This is a genomic window from Kitasatospora sp. NPDC093806 (assembly GCF_040683335.1).
Lineage (GTDB): Bacteria > Actinomycetota > Actinomycetes > Streptomycetales > Streptomycetaceae > Kitasatospora.
On the sequence record NZ_JBFBDO010000001.1, the window covers coordinates 242,101 to 263,550 of the forward strand.

Here is a 21,450-nt window from a genome sequence, read left to right on the forward strand (position 1 = left end):
CGACAGCCGCTCCGGCTCCCCGAGCCCCCGACCGGACTCACCACCGGACCAGACTGCGTTCGTTCCCCCGGACAGACGGGAAGACCCATGACCCTCGACATCTCCAGCGCACCCATCGCCTCCGACACCACCGACCACGCCCCACCGGGCAGACGTCCCCGCGCCCCCTGGGCCCTGGACCTCTCGGCCTCCCTGGTGGTCTTCCTCATCGCGGTGCCGTTCTCGCTCGGCATCGCCCTGGCCACCGGCGCACCACTCACCGCCGGCCTCGCCGCGGCGGCCGTGGGCGGCATCGTGGTCGGCCTGTTCGGCGGCACCCCGCTCCAGGTCAGCGGCCCCTCCGCAGCGCTGACCGTGATCACCGCCGGGCTGATCACCCAGTACGGCTGGCAGGCCACCTGCGCCATCACCCTCGCCGCCGGCCTGCTCCAACTCCTGCTCGGCGTCCGGCGGGTGGCCCGCACCGCACTGGCCGTCTCGCCCGCCATCGTGCACGGCATGCTGGCCGGCGTCGGCCTGACCATCGCCATCGCCCAGCTGCACGTCGTCCTCGGCGGCTCCCCGCAGAGCTCGGCGCTGGCCAATCTGCTCGCCCTGCCGGAGCAGTTGGCCGGCCCGCACCCGGCCGCCCTGGCCGTCGGCGCGGTCACCGCCGTCGTGCTGCTCGGCTGGCCCCGGCCCGGCCGACTCCCGGGCCGGTCCGGGGAGTTCGGCGCCCGGCTGACCGCGGTCCCCGGACCGCTGGTCGCCGTCGCCGCCGCCACCACGCTCGCCCTCGTCCTGGACCTCCGGCTCGCCCGGGTCGAACTGCCCGCCTGGCAGCCCCACGACCTCGTCCCCGACCTGCCGCACGGGTCACCCGCCGCCGTGCTGGCCGCCGTGCTGACCGTCACCGCCGTGGCGAGCGTCGAGTCCCTGCTCTCCGCCGTCGCGATCGACCGGATGTCCCGCCGGACCGGGGACCTCGACCGCGAGCTGCGCGGCCAGGGCATCGCCAACATGGTCAGCGGGCTGGTCGGCGGGCTGCCGATCGCCGGCGGCGCGGTCCGCAGCACGGCCAACGTCCGGGCCGGGGCGCGCAGTCGCTGGTCCTCGGTGCTGCACGGGGTCTGGGTGCTGGCGGCCGCGCTGGCCCTCACCGGCGGGCTCCGCCGGATCCCGCTCGCCGCGCTCGCCGCCCTGGTGCTGGTCGTCGGCCTGCAGATGGTGAGCTTCGCGCACATCCGCAAGGTGCACCGGCACCGCGAGTTCCCGGTCTACCTGACCACCGTCGTCGCCGTGGTGCTGCTCGGTGTCCTGCCCGGTGTGGCGCTCGGAGCGGGGACGGCCGTCCTGCTCGCGCTCTACCGGCTGACCCGCGCCCACGTCGACGTGCTGACCGGCCCCGACGGCGCGGTCACCGTGGAGACGCACGGCCCGCTCACCTTCACCGCCGTCCCCCGGCTCAGCCGGGCGCTCGCCGGCATCCCCACCGGCGCCGAGGTCGCCGTCGTCCACGACGGCTCGTTCCTGGACCACGCCGCGTACGAGACCCTGCACAGTTGGCGCACCGGCCACCAGGCCGGCGGCGGGCGCGTCTCGATGGTGACGCGCCGCCAGGACGACGAGGTGCTCGACCCGGACGGCACCGTCCGCACCGGCAGTTCGCCCGGCCCGCACCGCTGCCGCGCCTGGACGCCGTGGGTCGGCCACCGCTGCATCGAGCAGCAGGCAGATCCGCACGGCCGGCTGCTGGACGGGGTGCGGGTGTTCCAGTTGCACACCGCGCCGCTGGTCCGGCCCGAACTGGCCCGGCTCGCCCGGGAGGGGCAGACGCCGTCCCAGCTCTTCCTGACCTGCGCGGACTCCCGGATGGTCACCAGCATGATCACCAACAGCGGTCCGGGCGACCTCTTCACCGTCCGCAACGTCGGCAACCTGGTGCCGGCGCCGTTCGAACCGGGCGCGGCCGACGACTCGGTGGCGGCGGCGGTGCAGTACGCCGTCGAGGTGCTGGAGGTGCGGTCGATCACGGTCTGCGGGCACTCGGGCTGCGGGGCGATGCAGGCCCTGCTGGACGGCGTACACGAACGACCTGGCCAGCCCACCCCGTTGGCCCGCTGGCTGCGCAACGGCCGCGGCTCGCTGGACCGACTGCGCCGGGTCCCGGCGGAGTTCGCCGCCCGGCCGGTGGTCGACCTGGTCGAGCAGCTCTGCATCACCAACGTGGTCCAGCAGTTGGACCAGCTGATGGCCAACCCGGCGGTGGAGCGGCGGGTCGCCGAGGGGACGCTGCGTCTGGTCGGGATGTACTTCGACCTCGCGACCGCGCAGGCGTACGTGCTCGACCGCGCGAGCGGCCGGTTCAGCCCGGTCGAGGCGGCGGAGCCGCCGGAGGCCGCAGCGACGACAGAGGCAGCAGAGACGGCGGACCGGCCGTCCGGCCCCGGAAGCTGCCGCGACACGCCCGAACGAGTGAATGAATTCGAACAGGTTCCGGCGACCGCCGCGGAGCCCGCCGATCCGACCCGCCCCGGCGGTGGAACCGGACTGGCCGCCTGAGGGTTCGGCCCGCGTCCCGCCAGGCGAGCCGGGGCGCGGGCCCGCCTCCCCGCTCCCGCCCGAGGGCCCCGCCGCCCTCGGGCGACCGTTCGATGTCCGATCAAAGGTCTACACCAATTCCCGGGAGCCTCTTGTCAACCGGCCTCTTCGCCTGGTGAGCTGTGCGCTGGGACACACGGGACAATCCCCACGCACGGGATTGAACCCGATCATGACTCGATGAGGAGTGCGCGTTGAGCAACGAGAGCCTGGCCAACCTGCTCAAGGAGGAGCGGCGCTTCGCCCCGCCGGCAGAGCTCGCCGCAGCCGCCAACGTCACCGCGGCCGCGTACGCTCAGGCCTCCGAGGACCGCCTCGGCTTCTGGGCCGAGCAGGCCCGCCGCCTCGACTGGGCCGTCGAGCCCACCGAGACGCTCGACTGGACCAACCCGCCGTTCGCCAAGTGGTTCGCCGACGGCAAGCTCAACGTGGCCTACAACTGCGTCGACCGGCACGTCGAGGCCGGCAACGGCGACCGCGTCGCCATCCACTTCGAGGGCGAGCCCGGCGACGGCCGCTCGATCACCTACGCCCAGCTCAAGGACGAGGTCTCGCAGGCCGCCAACGCGCTGCTGGAGCTCGGTGTCCGCAAGGGCGACCGGGTCGCCGTCTACCTGCCGATGATCGCCGAGGCGGTCGTCGCGATCCTGGCCTGTGCCCGGATCGGCGCCACCCACTCGGTGGTCTTCGGCGGCTTCTCCGCCGACGCCGTGGCCTCCCGCATCCAGGACGCCCAGGCCAAGCTGGTCATCACCGCCGACGGCGGCTACCGGCGCGGCAAGCCCTCCGCCCTCAAGCCGGCCATCGACGAGGCGCTGACCAAGGTCGACGGCGTCGAGCACGTCCTGGTCGTCCTCCGCACCGGCCAGGACATCTCCTGGACCGAGGGCCGCGACGTCTGGTGGCACGAGCTCACCGCGCGCCAGTCCACCGAGCACACCCCCGAGGCGCACGACGCCGAGCACCCGCTCTTCATCCTCTACACCTCGGGCACCACCGGTAAGCCCAAGGGCATCCTGCACACCTCGGGCGGCTACCTCACCCAGGCCAGCTACACCCACCACGCCGTCTTCGACCTCAAGCCGGAGACCGACGTCTACTGGTGCACCGCCGACATCGGCTGGGTCACCGGCCACTCCTACATCGTCTACGGCCCGCTCTCCAACGGCGCCACCCAGGTCATCTACGAGGGCACCCCGGACACCCCGCACCAGGGCCGGTTCTGGGAGATCGTCCAGAAGTACGGCGTGACCATCCTCTACACCGCGCCCACCGCGATCCGCACCTTCATGAAGTGGGGCGACGACATCCCCGCGAAGTTCGACCTCTCCTCGCTGCGGGTGCTGGGCAGCGTCGGCGAGCCGATCAACCCCGAGGCGTGGATCTGGTACCGCGACCACATCGGCGCCGGCTCGGCCCCGATCGTGGACACCTGGTGGCAGACCGAGACCGGCGCGATCATGATCAGCCCGCTGCCGGGCGTCACCGAGACCAAGCCGGGCTCGGCCCAGCGCGCCCTGCCGGGCATCGCGGCCACCGTGGTCGACGACGAGGCCCGCGAGGTCGCCAACGGCTCCGGCGGCTACCTGGTGCTCACCGAGCCGTGGCCGTCCATGCTGCGCACCATCTGGGGCGACGACCAGCGCTACATCGACACCTACTGGTCGCGCTTCGAGGGCCGCTACTTCGCCGGTGACGGTGCCAAGAAGGACGAGGACGGCGACATCTGGCTGCTCGGCCGGGTCGACGACGTCATGCTGGTCTCCGGCCACAACATCTCGACCACCGAGGTCGAGTCGGCCCTGGTCGGCCACCCGTCGGTGGCCGAGTCCGCCGTGGTCGGCGCCACCGACGCCACCACCGGCCAGGCCATCGTCGCCTTCGTCATCCTGCGCGGCACCGCCACCGACAGCCCGGAGCTGGTCGAGGAGCTGCGGGCGCACGTCGGCCGCACCCTCGGCCCGATCGCCAAGCCGAAGCAGATCAAGGTGGTCGGCGAGCTGCCGAAGACCCGTTCCGGCAAGATCATGCGCCGCCTGCTGCGCGACATCGCCGAGGGCCGCGAGGTCGGCGACACCACCACGCTGGCCGACTCCTCGGTGATGAACCTGATCCAGGCCCAGCTGCCGCCGGCGGGCAGCGAGGGCTGACCCGACGCCTGACCCCAGCGTGACGGTGCCCCGGGCGGTCGTGACCGCCCGGGGCACCGCCGTGTCCTCTCCGCGTCACCCTTTCGGGTGCGGATCGGGAGTGCGGACGGGTGCACAACAGGCCGTCGGGGCTTAGGTCCTGAAGTATGACAATCCGGATGTCACCCTGCGGTTCCCGTTAGAATGTCAAAGGCGCATCAAGGAATCCGCGCCACAGGGTGAGCCGGGAAGTCTGGTCGGCACTGCACCACAGGTGCATCCGTACGCCGTTCCCGCCCCCCAGGAGGTCACGCGTGGCCAGCCAGCCGCCCGTCCACGAGCCGACGACCCGACGCCGCCAGCTCCTCGGCAGGCTGTCCCTCCCCGAGCGCACCTACATCACCGACGCCCTGCGCACCGAGACGGTCGGCGGCGTCCTGCTGCTGGTCGCCGCGGTGGTCGCACTCGTCTGGGCGAACGTCTGGCCGGACTCCTACGAATCCGTCATCGACTACACGATCGGCCCGTCCGCCCCGCTCCACCTGGACCTCAGCCTCGGCTCCTGGGCCAAGGACGGGCTGCTGACGATCTTCTTCTTCGTGGCCGGCATCGAGCTCAAACGCGAGTTCGTGGCGGGCGAACTGCGCAGCCCCAGCGCCGCGCTGCTCCCGGTGATCGCCGCCGTCTGCGGCGTCGCGCTGCCCGCGATCGTGTTCGCGCTCGCCAACTCGGGCGCCGGCGGGCACCCCGGCGGCTGGGCCATCCCGACCGCCACCGACATCGCCTTCGCACTGGGCGTGCTGGCCGTGGTCGGCAGCCACCTGCCCTCCGCGCTGCGCGCCTTCCTGCTCACCCTGGCCGTGGTCGACGACCTGATCGCGATCCTGATCATCGCGGTCTTCTACAGCTCCGGCATCAAGTTCTGGGCGCTCGGGCTGGCCTTCGCCGGGCTGGTGCTGTTCTGGTTCCTGCACCGGCGCGGGGTGCACGGCTGGTACCTGTTCGTGCCGCTGGCGGTCGTGATCTGGGCGCTGATGCACGAGAGCGGCGTGCACGCCACCGTGGCCGGCGTCGCGATGGGCCTGCTGCTCCGCTGCCACCGGGAGGGCGACGAGCGGCACTCCCCCGGCGAGCACATCGAACACCTGGTCCGCCCGCTCTCGGCCGGACTGGCGGTGCCGGTCTTCGCGCTGTTCGCCGCCGGGGTGACGATCTCCGGCCCGGCGCTGCGCGAGGTGTTCACCCAGGCCGCCCCGCTCGGCATCGTCCTCGGCCTGCTGGTCGGAAAGACCGTGGGCATCTTCGGCGGCACCTGGCTGGCCGCGCGCTTCACCCGCGCCGAACTGAACCCGCAGCTGCGGTGGGCCGACATGTTCGCCGTCTCGGTGCTGGCCGGCATCGGCTTCACCGTCTCGCTGCTGATCAGCGAGCTGGCCTTCCCGGACGACGCGGCGCTCGCCGACCGGGCCAAGGCGGCCGTCCTGGTGGGCTCGCTGCTCTGCGCGCTGATCGCCACCGTGCTGCTGAAGCTGCGCAACCGGCACTACCGGGAGCTGTGCGAGGAGGAGGACCGCGACCTCGACGGCGACGGCATCCCCGACGTCTACCAGCTGGACGACCCGGCCTGGCAGGCCCGGGTGGCCGAGCGCTCCCGGTCGGCGTCCAGCGGCGAGCCGGCCACGGCGAGCGAGGCCAACGCGGCCAACGCGACGAACGCGGCGAGCGAGGCCAACGCGGCACACCCGACGGAGCCGACGCGCCCGGCCGAGGACGGCCCGACCGGGGCGCGGTGAGCCCGGTCGCCACCCGAACACGTCCCCCCGGCGGGGCCCCGGAGTGGTGCCCGCTCGGGCGGTAGGGGCATGATTCTGAACTGTCGACAGTCCACCGACGCCGCCGGGCCCGCCCCGGTCCCCCGGAACCGCCCGGGAGCCGCACCGCGCGGCGGCGTCACACGCCTCACGGCCGAAGAGGAGAACCGCTGATGCCCGCAGGAGCCGCAGACCCGTCCAGCAACGGCCGGGCGCCCTACGAGGGCGAGCGTTCGGTGGGGCAGCTGTTCGCGGCGGCCACCGCCGACCTGTCCGCCCTGGTCCACGACGAGATCGCGCTCGCCAAGGCCGAGATCCGCGCGGACGTCAAGCGCGGCGTCTCCGGCGGCGTCTCGCTGGGCGTCGCCGGCGTGGTCGCGCTGGCCGCCGTCCCGATGCTGAGCGCGGCCGCGGCGTTCGGCATCCACGCGCTGGGCCTCTCGCTCGGCTGGTCCTTCCTGATCGTGGCCGGCGCGTACCTGCTGCTCGCCGTGCTGCTGGGCCTGCTGGCGCTGCGTTCGTTCAAGCGGATCGAGCCGCCGCGCCGCACCATCGAGGGCGCGCAGAAGACCGCCGACGTGCTCAAGAACGCCCGGCCGCGCCCCGCCACCCAGGAGGAGATCGACCGGGCCCTGGGGCGCATCCCGTAAGTCCCCGTCACACGCTCCGCCCGCACCGGGCGGAGCGCGGCGGCAGCGCCCCCAGGCAGCGCCCCCAGCCAGGGCACTCGGGCAGGGCACTCGGGCAGAGCAGCCGGGCGGGGCGCCGGACCCGGCGTTCCGGGGCCGCGCACGGCGGCCCGGGCGCGGCGGCCGGACGCACCGAGTGCGAGTGCCGGGCACGTGTCCGGCGCACGGATGTGACACGCTCTCGGTATGTCGCTCGACCAGAAGCCCGTGCCCGCGCAGCCGTCCGCCAGCTCCGGCGCCACCCCCGGCGACGGCGGCGACGCCCACGAGGCGTCCGGGGCCGCCTGGGACATCCGGCAGGCCGGTCCGTGGACCCACCGCGACCTCGCCGCGAACGGCGCCCGGTTCCACATCGCCGAGCTCGGCGAGGGCCCGCTGGTCCTGCTGGTGCACGGCTGGCCCGAGTACTGGTGGGCCTGGCGCCACCAGCTGACCGCGCTCGCCGAGGCCGGCTACCGGGCCGTCGCCCTCGACCTGCGCGGCATCGGCGGCAGCGACCGCACCCCGCGCGGCTACGACCCGGGCAACCTCGCGCTGGACATCACCGGTGTGATCCGCTCGCTCGGCGAGAACCGGGCGCACCTGGTCGGCCACGCCTCCGGCGGCACGCTGGCCTGGGTGGCGGCGGTGATGCGCCCCTCGGTGATCCAGAGCCTCACCGCCGTCTCGGCCGCGCACCCCCGCGACCTGCGCCGGGCGCTGCTCACCGACCGCCGCCAGATGGCCGCGTTCGAGCACGTCCTGGGCTTCCAGCGGCCGTGGATACCGGAGCGCCGCCTGGTGGCCGAGGACGCCGCGCTGGTCGGCCGCTACCTGGACGCCTGGACCGGCCGCAACCAGCTGGACCGCGCGGCGGTGGCCGCGTACCGGCAGGCGATCCAGATCCCCAGCACCGCGCACTGCTCGATCGAGCCGTACCGGTGGCTGCTGCGCTCGATGGCCCGGCCGGACGGCATCCAGTTCGCCCGCCGGATGAAGAAGCCGATCACCGCGCCCACCCTGCACATCCAGGGCGCCGCGGACCCGGTGCTGCTGTCGCACACCGCGCTGGGCGGGGGCGAGTACGTGGCCGCGCCGTACCGCTGGCGGCTGCTGCCGGGGATCGGGCACTTCCCGCACGAGGAGGCGCCGGAGCAGTTCACCGCCGAGCTGCTGGACTGGATCGGCCGGCACAAGGACTGAACGGGCCGACCCGGGGGACGTCCCGGGCGGGCCGTAGGCGCCCGAACGGGCGGGACGGGCCCGACCGCCCGGACGGGCGAACAGGGCCCAAGGTCCCAACTCCCTTGCCGGTGGGCTCATATGACAAACGCATAGGCCAAGTTGGCTCCCCGGCCCACGGTTACCCCCGTCGGCCCAGGGGCATCCATTGCGGTATGACCTGGATGCCCGATCGCGGCGGCGCCCCGCGCGGCCGACGCCACAACAGCCCGCAGCGTTCCGCCCACCGCCCCGACCGGGCGGACGACCACGGCTACGAGCACGGCTACGACGGCGGATACGCCGGTGGCTACGAGGGCGCGGACGGCTACCCGCGCGCCGTCCGGCAGCAGCTCGGCATCCCGCGCATCCTCGGCCGCCGCGCCCGCTGGGTCGGCGCCCGGCTCCGCCGCGACGGCTGACGGCGCGGCGACACAGGGCACAGGGGCACAGCGATCCGGCGGCACAGCGACCCAGCGGCACAACCGTCCGGAGCCGCCGGGACCCACCCGCCCAGCGGCTCGGAGGCTCAGAGGGCGCAGCCCTGGGTGTCCACCCGGGCCGTCGCCACGCTGCCCTGCTCGGCGTCCTCGCGCACCTCGGCCGCGGTCAGCACGTAGCCGGTGTCCGCGCTGTCCAGCGACTTGGCGAACACCATCCCGTACACCTGGCCGTCCGGCGTGAGCAGCGGACCGCCGCTGTTGCCCTGGCGGACCAGTGAACGCACCGAGTAGACGTCCCGGACCACCTGGCCGCGGTGGTAGATGTCCGGGCCGTTGGCCTGGATCCGGCCGCGGATACGGGCCGGCTGGACGTTGAAGGCGCCGTTCTCGGGGAAGCCCGCCACGATCGCGTTGTCGTTGGTCTTGGCCTCACCGGCGAACGCGAGCGCCGGCGCGTTCAGCTTGGGCACGTCCAGGATGGCGATGTCCCGCTGCCAGTCGTAGCGGACCACCGTCGCGTCGTACAGCTGGCCGACGCCGCCGATCTGCACGGTCGGCTCGTCGACGCCCCCGACCACGTGGGCGTTGGTCATCACCCGGTGCGGCGCGTAGACGAAGCCGCTGCCCTCCAGCGTCTTGCCGCAGGCGGTGGCGGTGCCGACCACCTTGACCAGGCTCTGCTTGGCCTTCGCCACCGCCGGGCTGGCGGCCAGCGCCGGGTCCGGGATGTCGACCTGGGTGATCGGCTCGTGCTCGAAGGGGTTGAACACCTGCGGGAAGCCGTTGCGGGCGAGCACCTTGGAGAAGTCCGAGAACCAGTTGGGCGCGTCCGAGGGCAGGGCGTCCTGGACACCGCCCAGGATCGCCGAGGTGCGGACCTGCTTGGAGACGGTCGGCAGCGACGTCCCGGCGAGCGCCGAGCCGATCAGCCAGGCCACCAGCAGCATCGAGATCACGTTGACCACGGCGCCGCCCGCGGCGTCCAGGGCCCGGGCCGGGCGGCGGTCGATGTGGCCGCGCAGCTTCCAGCCGAAGTGCGTGGTGATCGCCTGGCCGATCGCCGCGAGCACGATCACCACCACCACGGCGATCACCGAGGCGGTCGTCCCGGGACTCAGGTGGTCGAGCAGCAGCGGCAGCAACTGGACGGCGAGCAGGCCACCGCCCAGGAAGCCGAGGACCGACAGCACGCCGACCACGAAGCCCTGTCGGTAGCCCGACACGGCGAATCCGACGGCGGCCATGATCAACAGCACATCCAGGACGTTCACCCGGACACCCTCCCACGACGGCCCGCCCCGCCGGGCGGCCGACCGCAGGATCCGGCCCGGGTGACGGCAAACCCGGCCACCCGAGGACCGCCCGAACCCCGACGGGCCGACACCCGACGGGCCGACACCCGGCAGACCGGCGTCCGACAGACCGAAGCCCGCCCAACCGCCGCCCAGCAGGCAGCGACCGGGCTCACGAAGCCCCGGCGTCGCGGCCGAGCAGCGCGCGGGAGCGCTCGCGGTCGCCCTGCACCAGCTCCAGCGCCTCGTCCGAGAGGTCGACGATCCGGGTCGGGTCCCACGGCCGCTCCAGGCCGCTGTGGTGCAGCACCCGGTCGATCACCCCTGCCGTGAAGCCCCACACCAACCGGCCGCCGACCGCGAAGGCCGGGCCCAGGTGGCCGGACGGGTGCCGGAGCCGGGCCCGGTTCGCCGGGTCGGTCAGCTCGGCGATCGGCACCCGGAACACCGCGCCGGTCTCCCCCAAGTCCACCGGCCGGACTGGCGACTCCTCGCGCCACCAGCCGAGCACCGGGGTCACCACGAACCGGCTGACCGGGATGTACAGGGCCGGCAGGGTCGCGAACACCTGCACCCCGTCCGGGTCCAGGCCGGTCTCCTCCCAGGCCTCGCGCAGCGCCGCCGCCACCGGCCCGTCGCCCGCCGGGTCGCCGTCCTCCGGGTCCAGCGCGCCGCCCGGGAACGACGGCTGGCCGGCGTGCGAGCGCAGCGAACGGGCCCGTTCGATGAGCAGCAGGTCCGGCCCGGCGACGCCCTCGCCGAAGAGCATCAGCACCGCGGCGGTCCGGCCGCCCTCGTCCGGCGGCAGGAAGCGGCTCAGCTGCTCGGGCAGCACCCGCTCGGCGGCGTCCCGGACCGGCTCCAGCCAGGACGGCAGCCCGTTCCGCTCGACCCGGGTGGACCCCCGGCCGCTCACTCGGACCCCGCCAGGTCGGCGCCGGACGCGACGGCCCCGGCGGCGCCGGGCCCCGCCACAGCGGACCCCGCCAGGTCGGCCACCTTGCCGTGGTGCGCGGCGGCGTCCGCCCGGGCGGCGGCCTCCCCCGGGAAGTCGCCGGGCGGCCGCAGCCGCTGGCCCGGCTGACCGCCCAGCTCGTACTTGAGCAGCTTCCGCGCCTTCTCCGGGTCGGTCTCGCCCTCCCCGTACGAGGGGCAGAGCGGCGCGATCGGGCAGGCTCCGCAGGCCGGCTTCTGGGAGTGGCAGATCCGGCGGCCGTGGAAGACCACCCGGTGCGAGAGCATCGTCCACTCGGACTTCGGGAAGATCTCCGCGACGGCCGTCTCGACCTTCACCGGGTCGTCCTCGGCGGTCCACCCGAACCGCCGGGCCAGCCGCCCGAAGTGCGTGTCCACGGTGATCCCGGGGACCCCGAAGGCGTTGCCGAGGACGACGTTCGCGGTCTTGCGGCCCACTCCGGGGAGGGTGACGAGGTCCTCCAGCCGGCCGGGCACCTCGCCGCCGAACTCGTCCCGCAGCGCGATGGAGAGGCCGATCAGCGACTTCGCCTTGTTCCGGAAGAAACCGGTCGGGCGGATGATCTCCTCCAGCTCCGCCGGGTTCGCCGCCGCCATGTCCTCCGGCGCCGGGTACCTGGCGAACAGCGCCGGCGTCGTCTGGTTCACCCGCAGGTCCGTCGTCTGCGCGGACAGCACGGTGGCCACCAGCAGTTGGAAGGGGTTCTCGAAGTCCAGCTCCGGGTGCGCGTACGGGTACAGCTCGGCCAGCTCCCGGTTGATCCGCCGGGCCCGCCGTACCATCGCCAGCCGCGACTCGGGCTTACGTGGCTTCACCGCCGCGTTCTTCACGGCCGGCTTCGCCTTCCCGACCTTGCTCTCTGCCATGCCCGAAGGCTACGCCGTGCGCTCCGCCCCGCGTCGGTATACGGCGGACTCTCCTCCACCTCTCCGCCCGCCTCTCCGGCACCGACCTGAGCGGTACGAATGGCCCCGCGCAGCACCCCCCGGCGGACCCCCTCCTCATATGATCGGAGCGACATGCGCCATGCTTGGTGATGCAGAGCACTGTACGAACTTGTGCCGGAGGGCTTGACGGCCGACCGGACGAGAAGGAGGAAGCACGTGGACGACGTTCTGCGGCGCGCCGCACTCTTCGCGGCACTCGACGACGAACAGGCCGGCGAGCTGCGCGCTTCCATGACCGAGGTGACGCTCGCCCGCGGCGAGTCGCTGTTCCACGAGGGCGACCCGGGCGACCGGCTGTACGTCGTCGCCGAGGGCAAGGTCAAGCTGCACCGCGCCTCGCCGGACGGCCGCGAGAACATGCTCGCCGTCCTCGGCCCCAGCGAGATGATCGGCGAGCTGTCGCTGTTCGACCCGGGCCCGCGCACCGCCACCGCCAGCGCGCTGACCGAGGTCAAGCTGCTCGGCCTCGGCCACGGCGACCTGCAGCCCTGGCTGCACGCCCGCCCCGAGGTGTCGATCGCGCTGCTGCGCGCCATCGCCCGCCGCCTGCGCCGGACCAACGACGTGATGTCCGACCTGGTCTTCTCCGACGTGCCCGGGCGCGTCGCGAAGGCCCTGCTGGACCTCTCCCGCCGGTTCGGCGTGCAGTCCGAGGAGGGCATCCACGTCGCCCACGACCTCACCCAGGAGGAGCTGGCCCAGCTGGTCGGCGCCTCCCGCGAGACGGTCAACAAGGCGCTCGCCGACTTCGCCGGCCGCGGCTGGCTGAAGCTGGAGGCCCGCGCGGTGGTCCTGCTGGACGTCGAGCGACTGTCCCGCCGCTCGCGGTAGCAGCCCCCGCACATCGACGTGAAGGGCCCGCACGCTCCGGCGTGCGGGCCCTCGCGCGTGTCCGGAGGGGGCGCGCTCAGTCCGGGATGAGCCCGTGCTCCCGCAGGTACTGGAGCTGGGCGCGGACCGACAGCTCGGCGGCCGGCCAGAGCGCGCGGTCCACGTCGGCGTAGACCCGGGCCACCACCTCGGCCGAGGTCCGGCAGCCCGCCTCCACCGCGGTCTCCACCTGCGCCAGCCGGGCGGCCCGGTGCGCCAGGTAGTAGTCGACGGCGCCGAGCGCGTCCGCGAGCACCGGGCCGTGGCCGGGCAGCACCGTCCGCACGCCGTGCTCGGCGGCCATGGTGTGCAGGTGCCGCAGCGAGTCCAGGTAGTCGCCGAGCCGGCCGTCCGGGTGGGCGACCATCGTGGTGCCGCGGCCGAGCACGGTGTCGCCGGTGAGGATCGCGCCGTCGTCGGGCAGGTGGAAGGTCAGCGAGTCCGAGGTGTGCCCGGGCGTGGCGACCACCCGCAGGTCGAGGCCGCCGACGTCCAGCCGCTGGCCGTGGGTCAGGCCCTCGGCGCCGAGCCGGTGCGCCGGGTCCAGCGCGCGGACCTCGGTCCGGGTCAGCTCGGCGAACCGGGCGGCGCCCTCGGAGTGGTCCGCGTGCCCGTGCGTGAGCAGGGTGAGCGCGACGCGCTTGCCCAGCGCCTCGGCGGCGTCGATCACCCGGCGCAGGTGGCCCTCGTGCAGCGGGCCCGGGTCGATCACCACCGCGAGGTCCGAACCGGGCTCGGAGAGCAGCCAGGTGTTGGTGCCGTCCAGCGTCATCGGGGACGGGTTCGGCGCGAGCACGCAGAGCGCCCGGGCGGTGGCCTCGCCGCCGATCGCGGCGGCGGGGTCACCCGGCAGGAGTCCGCTCACCGGCCGCTCTCTCCGTCCCGATGCAGCAGGCGCAGCGGCAGGGCCCGGACGAGGGCGCGCTGGGCCACCTCGGTGAAGCGGACGGAGACGCCGTCACAGGCCGGGGTGCGCGGGTTCAGGCTGCGGGCAGGCATCTCGGGTGCCGTCCGGCGAGCCACGTCGTTGTGGGTCATCGGGCGTCGGTCCTTTCCTCTTGGGGGATCTCAGGGCATCTCGGACGATTATCGGATCGGTGGTCACGGGAGTCACGGGGGTACCCGGGGATATGAGGGGATATCCAGGGTGCCGGGCCGGTCAGCCGACCGCGCTCCGCGGGGAGGGCGCCGGGAAGGAGCCGTCGATGGTCAGCTCGTCGTACCCGCGCCAGCGGACCGTCAGCCGGTCCCCGCGCACCTCGGCCCGGCCGAGCACCGGCTCCAGCGAGCGTCCGGCCGCCGCCGTCAGCGCCTCGGCGGCGCTGCGCACCGGCTGCAGCTCGCGCAGCACGGTGACGGTCGGCGGCAGCATCCCGAACCGGCCCTCCTCGTAGCCCCGGACGGCCTCGTCCGGGGTGAGCCAGGCGACCCGGTCGGCCTCGCCGACCTCCAGGGCGGCGCGCTGGCCGGGCGGCAGGGCGGCGACGAAGAACCAGGTGTCGTACCGGCGCTCCTCGAAGGCCGGGGTGATCCACCGCGCCCAGCCGGCCAGCAGGTCGCTGCGGAGCAGCAGCCCGTGGTCGCGCAGGAAGTCGGCGAAGGAGAGCTCGTGGGCCTCCAGGGCGGCGCGTTCGGCGCTCCAGTCCCGGGGCTCGGCGACGCTGTCCGCGTCCGGACCGGCCAGCAGGACGCCGGCCTCCTCGAAGGTCTCGCGGACGGCGGCGCAGACCACCGCCTGGGCGGTCCGGGCGTCCACCCCGAGCCGCTCGGCCCACTCCTGCGGGCCGGGGCCGGCCCAGCCGAGTTCGGCCTCGGCGTCCCGCCGGTCGACCCCGCCGCCCGGGTAGGCGTACATGCCGGCGGCGAACGCCATCGAGGTGCGGCGGCGCAGCAGGTACGCCTCGGGCCCGTCGGCCGGACCGCCGTCCCGGAGCAGCACCACGGTGGCGGAGGGCTTGGGCACGGGCGGGGTCAGCTCGCCGGCCTCGACCGCCCGGATCCGGGCGGGCCAGCCTGGCGGCATCGGGAGCGTCGTTGCTCGCTGGTCCATGCCCGGATGCTAAGCGGACGAGGGCGGGGTTGGACAGGGGGTGATCCCGCTGTCCGACCCCGCCCTCGGCAGGTCATCCGGCCCGGGCCGGGTCGGCCGGGCCGGTCCGTCCGGCTCAGGCCCCGGCGCGGACCCGGACCTGGAGCTCGACCTCGACGGGGGCGTCCAGCGGCAGCACGGTCACGCCGACCGCGCTGCGGGCGTGCACGCCGGCCTCGCCGAGGACCTTGCCGAGCAGCTCGCTCGTGCCGTTGATCACCGCGGGCTGGCCGGTGAAGTCGGGGGCGGAGGCGACGAAGCCGACCACCTTGACGACCTGCTCGACCAGGTCCAGGTCACCGATCACCGACTTGACGGCGGCCAGGGCGTTCAGCGCGCAGACCTGCGCGAGCTCCTTGGCCTCCTCCGGGGTGATCTCGGCGCCGACCTTGCCGGTGTTCAGCAGCTTGCCGCCCACCATCGGCAGCTGGCCGGAGGTGAAGACGAACTCGCCGGTGCGCACGGCCGGCACGTAGGCGGCGACCGGGGCGGCCACCGGCGGCAGGGTCAGACCCAGCTCGGCCAGCTTCTCCTCGACCTTGCTCATGCCTGCTTCTCCCGCTTGAAGTAGGCCACCAGCTGCTCCTGGTTCGCGCCGCCCTGGACGATCTGGACGAGCTCCCAGCCCTCCGAGCCGAAGTTGTCCAGGATCTGCTTGGTGGCGTGCACCAGCACGGGTGCCGTCAGGTATTCCCACTTGGTCATGGCCAGACTCTAGACGCTCCGCCTCCGGCGACCGGCACGGCCCGCGCCCGGGTGTGTGAGGTGGCCCACAAAGCGGGCATGATTCGGGCCCGGCCCCCCGGGTAGTCCCGGCATCCGGCGCGGTCCCTGGTTACTCTCGCGGGAGGGCACCCGCGTGGTGCCGGCCTTCGAAGACGGACGGAGACGGAGCGTGGCACGCACCCCCGGCCAGGCGGCCCGGCGCGATCCCGACTGGGAGGGCGTGCGGCTGCACGTGGTCAGCGGCAAGGGCGGCACCGGGAAGACCACCGTGGCGGCGGCGCTGGCGCTGGCGCTCGCCGCGGAGGGCCGCCGGACCCTGCTGATCGAGGTGGAGGGGCGGCAGGGCATCGCCGAGCTGTTCGGCATAGCGGCGCTGCCGTACGAGGAGCGCCGGATCGCCTCGGTCACCCCCGCGCAGCTGGGCCTGCCCGCAGTGCCCGCCGGTTCCGCCGGTTCCGCCGGAAGCGCGACGGGCGGCGGGGAGGTGCACGCGCTCGCCATCGACACCGAGCAGGCGCTCCTTGAGTACCTCGACATGTTCTACAAGCTCGGCCGGGCCGGGAAGGCCCTGCAGAAGGTCGGCTTCGTCGACTTCGCCACCACCATCGCCCCCGGCGTCCGGGACGTCCTGCTGACCGGCAAGGCCTGCGAGGCCGCCCGGCGCAAGGGCCCGGACGGCCGCCGCCGCTACGACGCGGTGGTCATGGACGCCCCGCCGACCGGGCGGATCACCCGGTTCCTGAACGTCAACTCCGAGGTCGCCGGGCTGGCCCGGTTCGGTCCGATCCACACCCAGGCGCAGGCCGTGATGCGGGTGCTGAAGTCGCCGGAGACCGCCGTGCACCTGGTCACCCTGCTGGAGGAGATGCCGGTCCAGGAGACCGTCGACGGCTTCGCCGAGCTGCGCGAGGCCGGTCTCCCGACGGGCGGGGTGCTGGTCAACATGGTCCGGCCGCCGGTGCTGGACGCGGCGGCGGTGGCCGCGGTGGACGGCGACCACCGCGAGGAGGTCGCGCTGGCCCTCGGCGAGGCGGGTCTCGGCGGGCGCTCGCGCAAACCGGAGACCGTCCGGGCGGCGGTCGAGCCGCTGCTCGACCCGCTGCTGGAACAGGCCCGGGAGCACGCCGAGCGGGTCGAGCTGGAGCGCGAGCAGCGCGCCGACCTGCAGCGGCTGAAGCTCCCGACGTACGAGCTTCCGCTGCTGGGCGAGGGTGTCGACCTCGGCGGGCTCTACCGGCTGGCAGGCGAACTGAAGCGGCAGGGGGCAGCGTGAGCGCGCACGACGGCGGCAACAGCGGAAGCAGCGGCAACGGCAGCCGGCTCGGTGTGGACGAGCTGATCGACAACCCGAAGACCCGGATCGTCGTCTGCTGCGGCTCGGGCGGCGTCGGCAAGACCACCACCGCCGCGGCGATCGGCCTGCGGGCCGCCGAGCGCGGCCGCAAGGTCGTCGTGCTGACCATCGACCCGGCCCGGCGGCTGGCGCAGTCGATGGGCCTGACCGAGCTCGACAACACCCCCCGGGTCGTCAAGGGCGTCACCGGCGACGGCGAGCTCCAGGCCATGATGCTCGACATGAAGCGGACCTTCGACGAGGTCGTGCTGGCCCACGCCGAGCCCGAACGGGCCCGGGCGATCATGGAGAACCCCTTCTACCAGTCCCTGTCGGCCGGCTTCGCGGGCACCCAGGAGTACATGGCGATGGAGAAGCTCGGCCAGCTGCGGGCGGCCGAGGAGTGGGACCTGATCGTCGTCGACACCCCGCCGTCCCGCTCCGCGCTGGACTTCCTGGACGCGCCGAACCGGCTCGGCTCCTTCCTGGACGGCAAGGTCATCCGGATCCTGACCGCGCCGGCCAAGGTCGGCGGCCGGTCCGCGATGAAGTTCCTGAACGTCGGGATGGGCCTGCTCACCGGCACCCTCGGCAAGATCTTCGGCGCCCAGCTGCTGACCGACGTACAGACCTTCGTCAGCGCGATGGACTCGATGTTCGGCGGCTTCCGCGAGCGCGCGGACCGGACGTACCAGCTGCTCCAGGCCCCGGGCACGGCGTTCCTGGTGGTGGCGGCACCGGAGCGGGACGCGCTGCGCGAGGCGGCGTACTTCGTGGACCGGCTGGCCGCCGACCGGATGCCGCTGGCCGGACTGGTGCTCAACCGGGTGCACGGGACGGGCGCCCCGCAGCTCACCGCCGAGCGGGCGCTGGCGGCGGCCGAGGCGCTGGAGGAGAACGGGTCGGAGCACACCTCACCGGAGGCGGAACTGCTCGCGGCCGGACTGCTGCGGCTGCACGCCGAACGGATGCAGGTGGTGGCACGTGAACGCCGCACCCGCGACCGCTTCGTCTCGGTCTACCCGGACGTGCCGATCGTCGAGGTCGCGGCGCTGCCCGGGGACGTCCACGACCTGGACGGCCTGCGGACGATCGGCGAGCGGCTCAGCGGGGTCACCGGCTGAGCGCGCCGGTTCCGGAAACTCCATGCCTCGGACGGGCCGGGCCTCGGTTGTACTGGCCTCGGTCCTACCGGCCCTCGGACGTGCCGGGCCTCAGCCCGCCTGGGCGTAGTCCGTCAGTATCACGCCGGTGGCCAGCGAGGTCTCGTACTCTGTGCGGGCCGTTTCCAGCAGCCGCCGCCACGAGATCACGGTCGGCCGGCGGCGCAGCAGCGCCCGCCGCTCGCGTTCGGTCATCCCACCCCAGACCCCGAACTCCACCCTGTTGTCCAGCGCGTCCGCCAGGCACTCCGTGCGCACCGGGCACCCGCTGCACACCGCCTTGGCGCGGTTCTGCGCCGCCCCCTGGACGAACAATTCGTCCGGATCACTCGTGCGGCAGGCGGCCTGCGCACTCCAGTCGTCTACCCAGCCCATGCCGGCGCCGTCCTCTCCCGAATCGAGGCTCCCCCACGGCGGCAACGGCATATTCACCGTTGCCAGTTGAGGACGTTACGGAAGAACGACAGCTTGCAACAGCCCCTTCGGGCTCAATCTCGAATGACCCGATCGGACTATGGGTATCGATCAGCTCACTCGTTGGAGTGATCGCAGGTCGCAAGCCTTGCCAAGACCCCGGGCGCCACTCTCGCCACGCGAGTCGTCACACAGTGCTACCAGACACAGGTGCACAGCCGCCGACAGCTGCCTCAAAATCACCCCTAAAATGGGCAATTCGGGCAATCCTCATCACTCACAAGAGTGATCGATGCTGACAGAGCGAAGCTGTCGCAAGCTTGTGACAAGCCTAGGCGAACACCTGCCCCGGTGTGCGGCATTCGGCAACGTAGGGTTCTCCCCATGGCACCGAAGCGCCCTCAGGCACCCCAGCCCCCCGGCAACCCCGGAGCTCCGCGCGGCAAGCGCCGCGGTTCACCGTTGGACTACGCGGGACACGGAGTGAAGTTCCTGGGGGTCAGCGTGCTCTCCGGCGTCCTGCTCGCCGGCATGGCCCTGCCCGCCGTGGGCGCGCTCGGACTGACCGCCAAGAACACGGCCGAGGGCTTCTCGAACATCCCGGACGACTTCAAGACGCCGCCGCTCACCCAGGCCACCCAGATCTTCGACGCCAAGGGCGGGCTGATCGCCAAGGTCTACGAGCGCGACCGCACCGTCCTCACCGCCGACCAGATGTCGCCGTTCATGCGGCAGGCCCAGGTCGACATCGAGGACGCCCGGTTCTACGAGCACGGCGCCGTCGACCTCAAGGGCGTGCTCCGCGCCATCAGCAAGAACGCGGAGAGCGGCACCGCCTCCCAGGGCGCGTCGACGCTGACCCAGCAGTACGTGAAGAACGTCAACGTCGAGAAGGCCGGCGACGACCAGGCCGCCGTCCTGGAGGCGCAGCGCAAGACCCTGGGCCGCAAGATCCAGGAGCTGAAGGTCGCGATCAAGCTGGAGGAGGACCTGACCAAGGACCAGATCCTCACCAACTACCTCAACATCACCTTCTACGGCCACCAGGCCTACGGGGTCGAGGCCGCCGCCCAGCGCTACTTCAGCAAGAACAACAAGGACCTCACCGTCGCCGAGGCCGCCACCCTGGCCGGCCTGGTGCAGAACCCCTCGCAGTACGACCCGGTGCGCTTCCCCGACAACACGGTCAAGCGGCGCAACGTCGTGATCGACAAGATGGTCGAGAACAAGCACATCACCGCGGACCAGGCCAAGGAGGCCAAGGCCGCCCCGCTGGGCCTGAAGTACAAGGACCCGCAGAACGGCTGCATCACCGCCCAGGCGGGCATGGGCTTCTTCTGCGACTACGTCCGGCACGTGGTCAAGCAGGACCCGTCCTTCGGCAAGAACGCCGCCGAGCGGAAGAAGTTCTGGGACCAGGGCGGTCTGAACATCTACACCACCCTCGACCCGGACAAGCAGGCCGCCGCCCAGAACGCGGTCACCTCCAGGGTCAAGGTCACCGACCCGGTGTCGGCCGCCGCGACCATGATGGAGCCGGGCACCGGCAAGATCCTCGCGATGGCGCAGACCCGCCCGTACGGCCTGGAGCCGTCCAAGAACCAGACCGTCGTCAACCTCAACGTCGACGCGGCGATGGGCGGCGGCAATGGCTTCCAGCCCGGCTCCACCTTCAAGCCGATCATCGCCGCGGCCGCGCTCGAGAACGGCATGTCGCCGACCAAGCCGTACCCGTCGGAGAACCGCATCGAGTGGCCGACGATGAAGACCTGCGAAGGCACCTGGAAGAACACCGAGAAGGGCGACAAGCGCTTCGTCCCGAACGAGAGCAAGAGCGAGGTCGGCCCCTACGAGCTGAAGCAGGCGATGGCCCTCTCGGTCAACACCTACTTCGTCCAGATGGAGCAGGAGATGGGGCTCTGCCCCGTCAAGCAGATGCTCGACAAGCTCGGCATCACCACCACGGCCGCCGGCGCCAAGATCGAGGTCGTCCCCTCCATCACCCTGGGCACCAAGGAGATGTCGCCGCTGACCATGGCGAACGTCTACGCGACCTTCGCCGCCCGCGGCAAGCACTGCACCCCGATCGCGATCAACAAGATCAGCACGGTCGACGGCAAGGACGTCAAGGTCCCGCAGACCACCTGCACCCAGGCGTTCTCCGAGTCCACCGCCGACGCGCTGAACACCGTCCTGCTCAACGTGACCGAGAAGGGCACCGGCGCCACCCTCGGCCTGGAGGACGGCCGCCAGATCGCCGGCAAGACCGGTACCACGGACAAGAAGAAGGCCGCCTGGTTCAGCGGCTACACCCCGCAGCTCGCCACCGCGGTCTGGATCGGCGGTCCGACCGGCGGCGTCGAGATGAAGAACATGAAGATCGGCGACACCTACTACGGCAACGACGGCGTCTTCGGCGCCACCGGCCCCGGCCCGATCTGGAAGCTGGCCATGGACCAGGCACTGAAGGGCGCCCCCAAGGAGACCTTCCAGACCATCGACATCCCGGACCCGGCCCCCAAGGTCGACCCGAACGCCACCCCGGCCGCCACCGCCCCCGCCGCGCCCAACCCGGGCGACCCGAACGCGGGCAACCCGCCGCCGCCGGCCGTCCCCGGCGGCCCCGGCACCAACGCGGGCGGCCTGATCGGCGGCGGGATCACCCTCCCGCCGGGCGTCATCGGCGGCCCCGGCAATGGGAACGGGAACGGCAACGGGAACGGCCACCGCTGACCCGGTCCGGAAGAAGGGGAGCCCCCCGAGCCATCGGCTCGGGGGGCTCCCCTTT

19 protein-coding genes are annotated in these 21,450 nt (G+C 73.0%); 10 read left to right on the forward strand and 9 right to left on the reverse strand.

The features are described from left to right. Positions 1-87: 87 nt before the first annotated feature. From AB0N76_RS01035 to AB0N76_RS01060, 6 genes are all read left to right on the forward strand, one after another. Positions 88-2,541 (forward strand): SulP family inorganic anion transporter, encoded by a 2,454-nt coding sequence (locus AB0N76_RS01035; RefSeq protein WP_363552170.1) that lies wholly within the window; start codon positions 88-90, stop codon positions 2,539-2,541. Positions 2,542-2,774: 233 nt separating this feature from the next. Then, on the forward strand, positions 2,775-4,730 hold the full coding sequence (gene acs, locus AB0N76_RS01040; RefSeq protein WP_363552172.1) for an acetate--CoA ligase: 1,956 nt from the start codon (positions 2,775-2,777) through the stop codon (positions 4,728-4,730). Between the two features lie 293 nt (positions 4,731-5,023). Further along, on the forward strand, positions 5,024-6,502 hold the full coding sequence (gene nhaA / locus AB0N76_RS01045) for a Na+/H+ antiporter NhaA (protein ID WP_363552174.1): 1,479 nt from the start codon (positions 5,024-5,026) through the stop codon (positions 6,500-6,502). Positions 6,503-6,693: 191 nt separating this feature from the next. Next, a complete protein-coding gene (locus tag AB0N76_RS01050; protein WP_363552176.1) occupies positions 6,694-7,170 on the forward strand; it encodes a phage holin family protein in 477 nt (158 codons plus the stop codon). 225 nt (positions 7,171-7,395) lie between these two features. Next, positions 7,396-8,391, forward strand: coding sequence for an alpha/beta hydrolase (locus tag AB0N76_RS01055; RefSeq protein WP_363552178.1), 996 nt, complete (start codon positions 7,396-7,398; stop codon positions 8,389-8,391). Between the two features lie 194 nt (positions 8,392-8,585). Further along, entirely contained in the window at positions 8,586-8,831 is a 246-nt protein-coding gene (locus tag AB0N76_RS01060; RefSeq protein WP_363552180.1) for a hypothetical protein, read from the forward strand. Positions 8,832-8,938: 107 nt separating this feature from the next. Here the strand turns inward: AB0N76_RS01060 and AB0N76_RS01065 are convergent, their stop codons facing one another. The 3 genes from AB0N76_RS01065 to nth form a co-directional block, all read right to left on the reverse strand. Beyond that, positions 8,939-10,123: a MarP family serine protease gene (locus AB0N76_RS01065; RefSeq protein ID WP_363552182.1), complete on the reverse strand. Its 1,185-nt coding sequence runs from the start codon at positions 10,121-10,123 to the stop codon at positions 8,939-8,941. Positions 10,124-10,316: 193 nt separating this feature from the next. After that, entirely contained in the window at positions 10,317-11,060 is a 744-nt protein-coding gene (locus AB0N76_RS01070) for a CoA pyrophosphatase (RefSeq protein WP_363552185.1), read from the reverse strand. After that, positions 11,057-11,986, reverse strand: a complete 930-nt coding sequence (gene nth, locus AB0N76_RS01075; protein ID WP_363552187.1) for an endonuclease III — start codon at positions 11,984-11,986, stop codon at positions 11,057-11,059. Before nth ends, AB0N76_RS01070 begins: the two co-directional genes overlap by 4 nt. A 237-nt stretch (positions 11,987-12,223) precedes the next feature. On the opposite strand from nth, the gene AB0N76_RS01080 reads away from it, so the two are divergent. After that, complete coding sequence (locus AB0N76_RS01080; protein WP_030288117.1) at positions 12,224-12,898, forward strand: Crp/Fnr family transcriptional regulator; 675 nt, start codon at positions 12,224-12,226, stop codon at positions 12,896-12,898. A gap of 76 nt (positions 12,899-12,974) precedes the next feature. Here the strand turns inward: AB0N76_RS01080 and AB0N76_RS01085 are convergent, their stop codons facing one another. From AB0N76_RS01085 to AB0N76_RS01105, 5 genes are all read right to left on the reverse strand, one after another. Further along, entirely contained in the window at positions 12,975-13,802 is an 828-nt protein-coding gene (locus tag AB0N76_RS01085) for an MBL fold metallo-hydrolase (RefSeq protein ID WP_363552189.1), read from the reverse strand. Continuing rightward, positions 13,799-13,975: a hypothetical protein gene (locus AB0N76_RS01090; RefSeq protein WP_363552191.1), complete on the reverse strand. Its 177-nt coding sequence runs from the start codon at positions 13,973-13,975 to the stop codon at positions 13,799-13,801. Before AB0N76_RS01090 ends, AB0N76_RS01085 begins: the two co-directional genes overlap by 4 nt. Positions 13,976-14,096: 121 nt before the next feature. Continuing rightward, positions 14,097-14,987, reverse strand: coding sequence for an NUDIX hydrolase (locus AB0N76_RS01095; RefSeq protein ID WP_363552193.1), 891 nt, complete (start codon positions 14,985-14,987; stop codon positions 14,097-14,099). Between the two features lie 115 nt (positions 14,988-15,102). Then, complete coding sequence (locus AB0N76_RS01100; protein WP_363552195.1) at positions 15,103-15,573, reverse strand: RidA family protein; 471 nt, start codon at positions 15,571-15,573, stop codon at positions 15,103-15,105. Further along, positions 15,570-15,731 carry a DUF4177 domain-containing protein gene (locus AB0N76_RS01105; RefSeq protein WP_363552197.1) on the reverse strand — a complete coding sequence of 54 codons (162 nt, stop codon included), beginning with the start codon at positions 15,729-15,731 and terminating at the stop codon, positions 15,570-15,572. The genes AB0N76_RS01100 and AB0N76_RS01105 overlap by 4 nt, the downstream gene beginning before the upstream one ends. A gap of 190 nt (positions 15,732-15,921) precedes the next feature. Here AB0N76_RS01105 and AB0N76_RS01110 point away from each other — a divergent pair, with 190 nt between their 5' ends. Together AB0N76_RS01110 and AB0N76_RS01115 are read left to right on the forward strand one after the other, a co-directional pair. After that, the gene (locus AB0N76_RS01110; protein ID WP_363552199.1) at positions 15,922-17,025 is read left to right on the forward strand and encodes an ArsA-related P-loop ATPase; all 1,104 of its coding nucleotides are present in this window, start codon (positions 15,922-15,924) and stop codon (positions 17,023-17,025) included. Beyond that, positions 17,022-18,209: an ArsA family ATPase gene (locus tag AB0N76_RS01115; protein ID WP_363552201.1), complete on the forward strand. Its 1,188-nt coding sequence runs from the start codon at positions 17,022-17,024 to the stop codon at positions 18,207-18,209. The genes AB0N76_RS01110 and AB0N76_RS01115 overlap by 4 nt, the downstream gene beginning before the upstream one ends. 90 nt (positions 18,210-18,299) lie before the next feature. On the opposite strand, the gene AB0N76_RS01120 is transcribed toward AB0N76_RS01115, so the two are convergent. Further along, entirely contained in the window at positions 18,300-18,623 is a 324-nt protein-coding gene (locus tag AB0N76_RS01120; RefSeq protein WP_037779213.1) for a WhiB family transcriptional regulator, read from the reverse strand. A 522-nt stretch (positions 18,624-19,145) separates the two neighbouring features. On the opposite strand from AB0N76_RS01120, the gene AB0N76_RS01125 reads away from it, so the two are divergent. After that, positions 19,146-21,395 (forward strand): transglycosylase domain-containing protein, encoded by a 2,250-nt coding sequence (locus AB0N76_RS01125; protein ID WP_363552204.1) that lies wholly within the window; start codon positions 19,146-19,148, stop codon positions 21,393-21,395. Positions 21,396-21,450 lie beyond the last annotated feature (55 nt).

What these genes read in the sequence shown, in the direction of transcription:
- AB0N76_RS01035 (WP_363552170.1), top strand. Translation starts at nt 88, where the DNA reads ATGACCCTCGACATCTCCAGCGCACCCATCGCCTCCGACACCACCGAC.
- AB0N76_RS01050 (WP_363552176.1), top strand. Translation starts at nt 6,694, where the DNA reads ATGCCCGCAGGAGCCGCAGACCCGTCCAGCAACGGCCGGGCGCCCTAC.
- AB0N76_RS01055 (WP_363552178.1), top strand. Translation starts at nt 7,396, where the DNA reads ATGTCGCTCGACCAGAAGCCCGTGCCCGCGCAGCCGTCCGCCAGCTCC.
- AB0N76_RS01060 (WP_363552180.1), top strand. Translation starts at nt 8,586, where the DNA reads ATGACCTGGATGCCCGATCGCGGCGGCGCCCCGCGCGGCCGACGCCAC.
- nth (WP_363552187.1), bottom strand. Translation starts at nt 11,986, where the DNA reads ATGGCAGAGAGCAAGGTCGGGAAGGCGAAGCCGGCCGTGAAGAACGCG.
- AB0N76_RS01090 (WP_363552191.1), bottom strand. Translation starts at nt 13,975, where the DNA reads ATGACCCACAACGACGTGGCTCGCCGGACGGCACCCGAGATGCCTGCC.
- AB0N76_RS01095 (WP_363552193.1), bottom strand. Translation starts at nt 14,987, where the DNA reads ATGGACCAGCGAGCAACGACGCTCCCGATGCCGCCAGGCTGGCCCGCC.
- AB0N76_RS01100 (WP_363552195.1), bottom strand. Translation starts at nt 15,573, where the DNA reads ATGAGCAAGGTCGAGGAGAAGCTGGCCGAGCTGGGTCTGACCCTGCCG.
- AB0N76_RS01105 (WP_363552197.1), bottom strand. Translation starts at nt 15,731, where the DNA reads ATGACCAAGTGGGAATACCTGACGGCACCCGTGCTGGTGCACGCCACC.
- AB0N76_RS01120 (WP_037779213.1), bottom strand. Translation starts at nt 18,623, where the DNA reads ATGGGCTGGGTAGACGACTGGAGTGCGCAGGCCGCCTGCCGCACGAGT.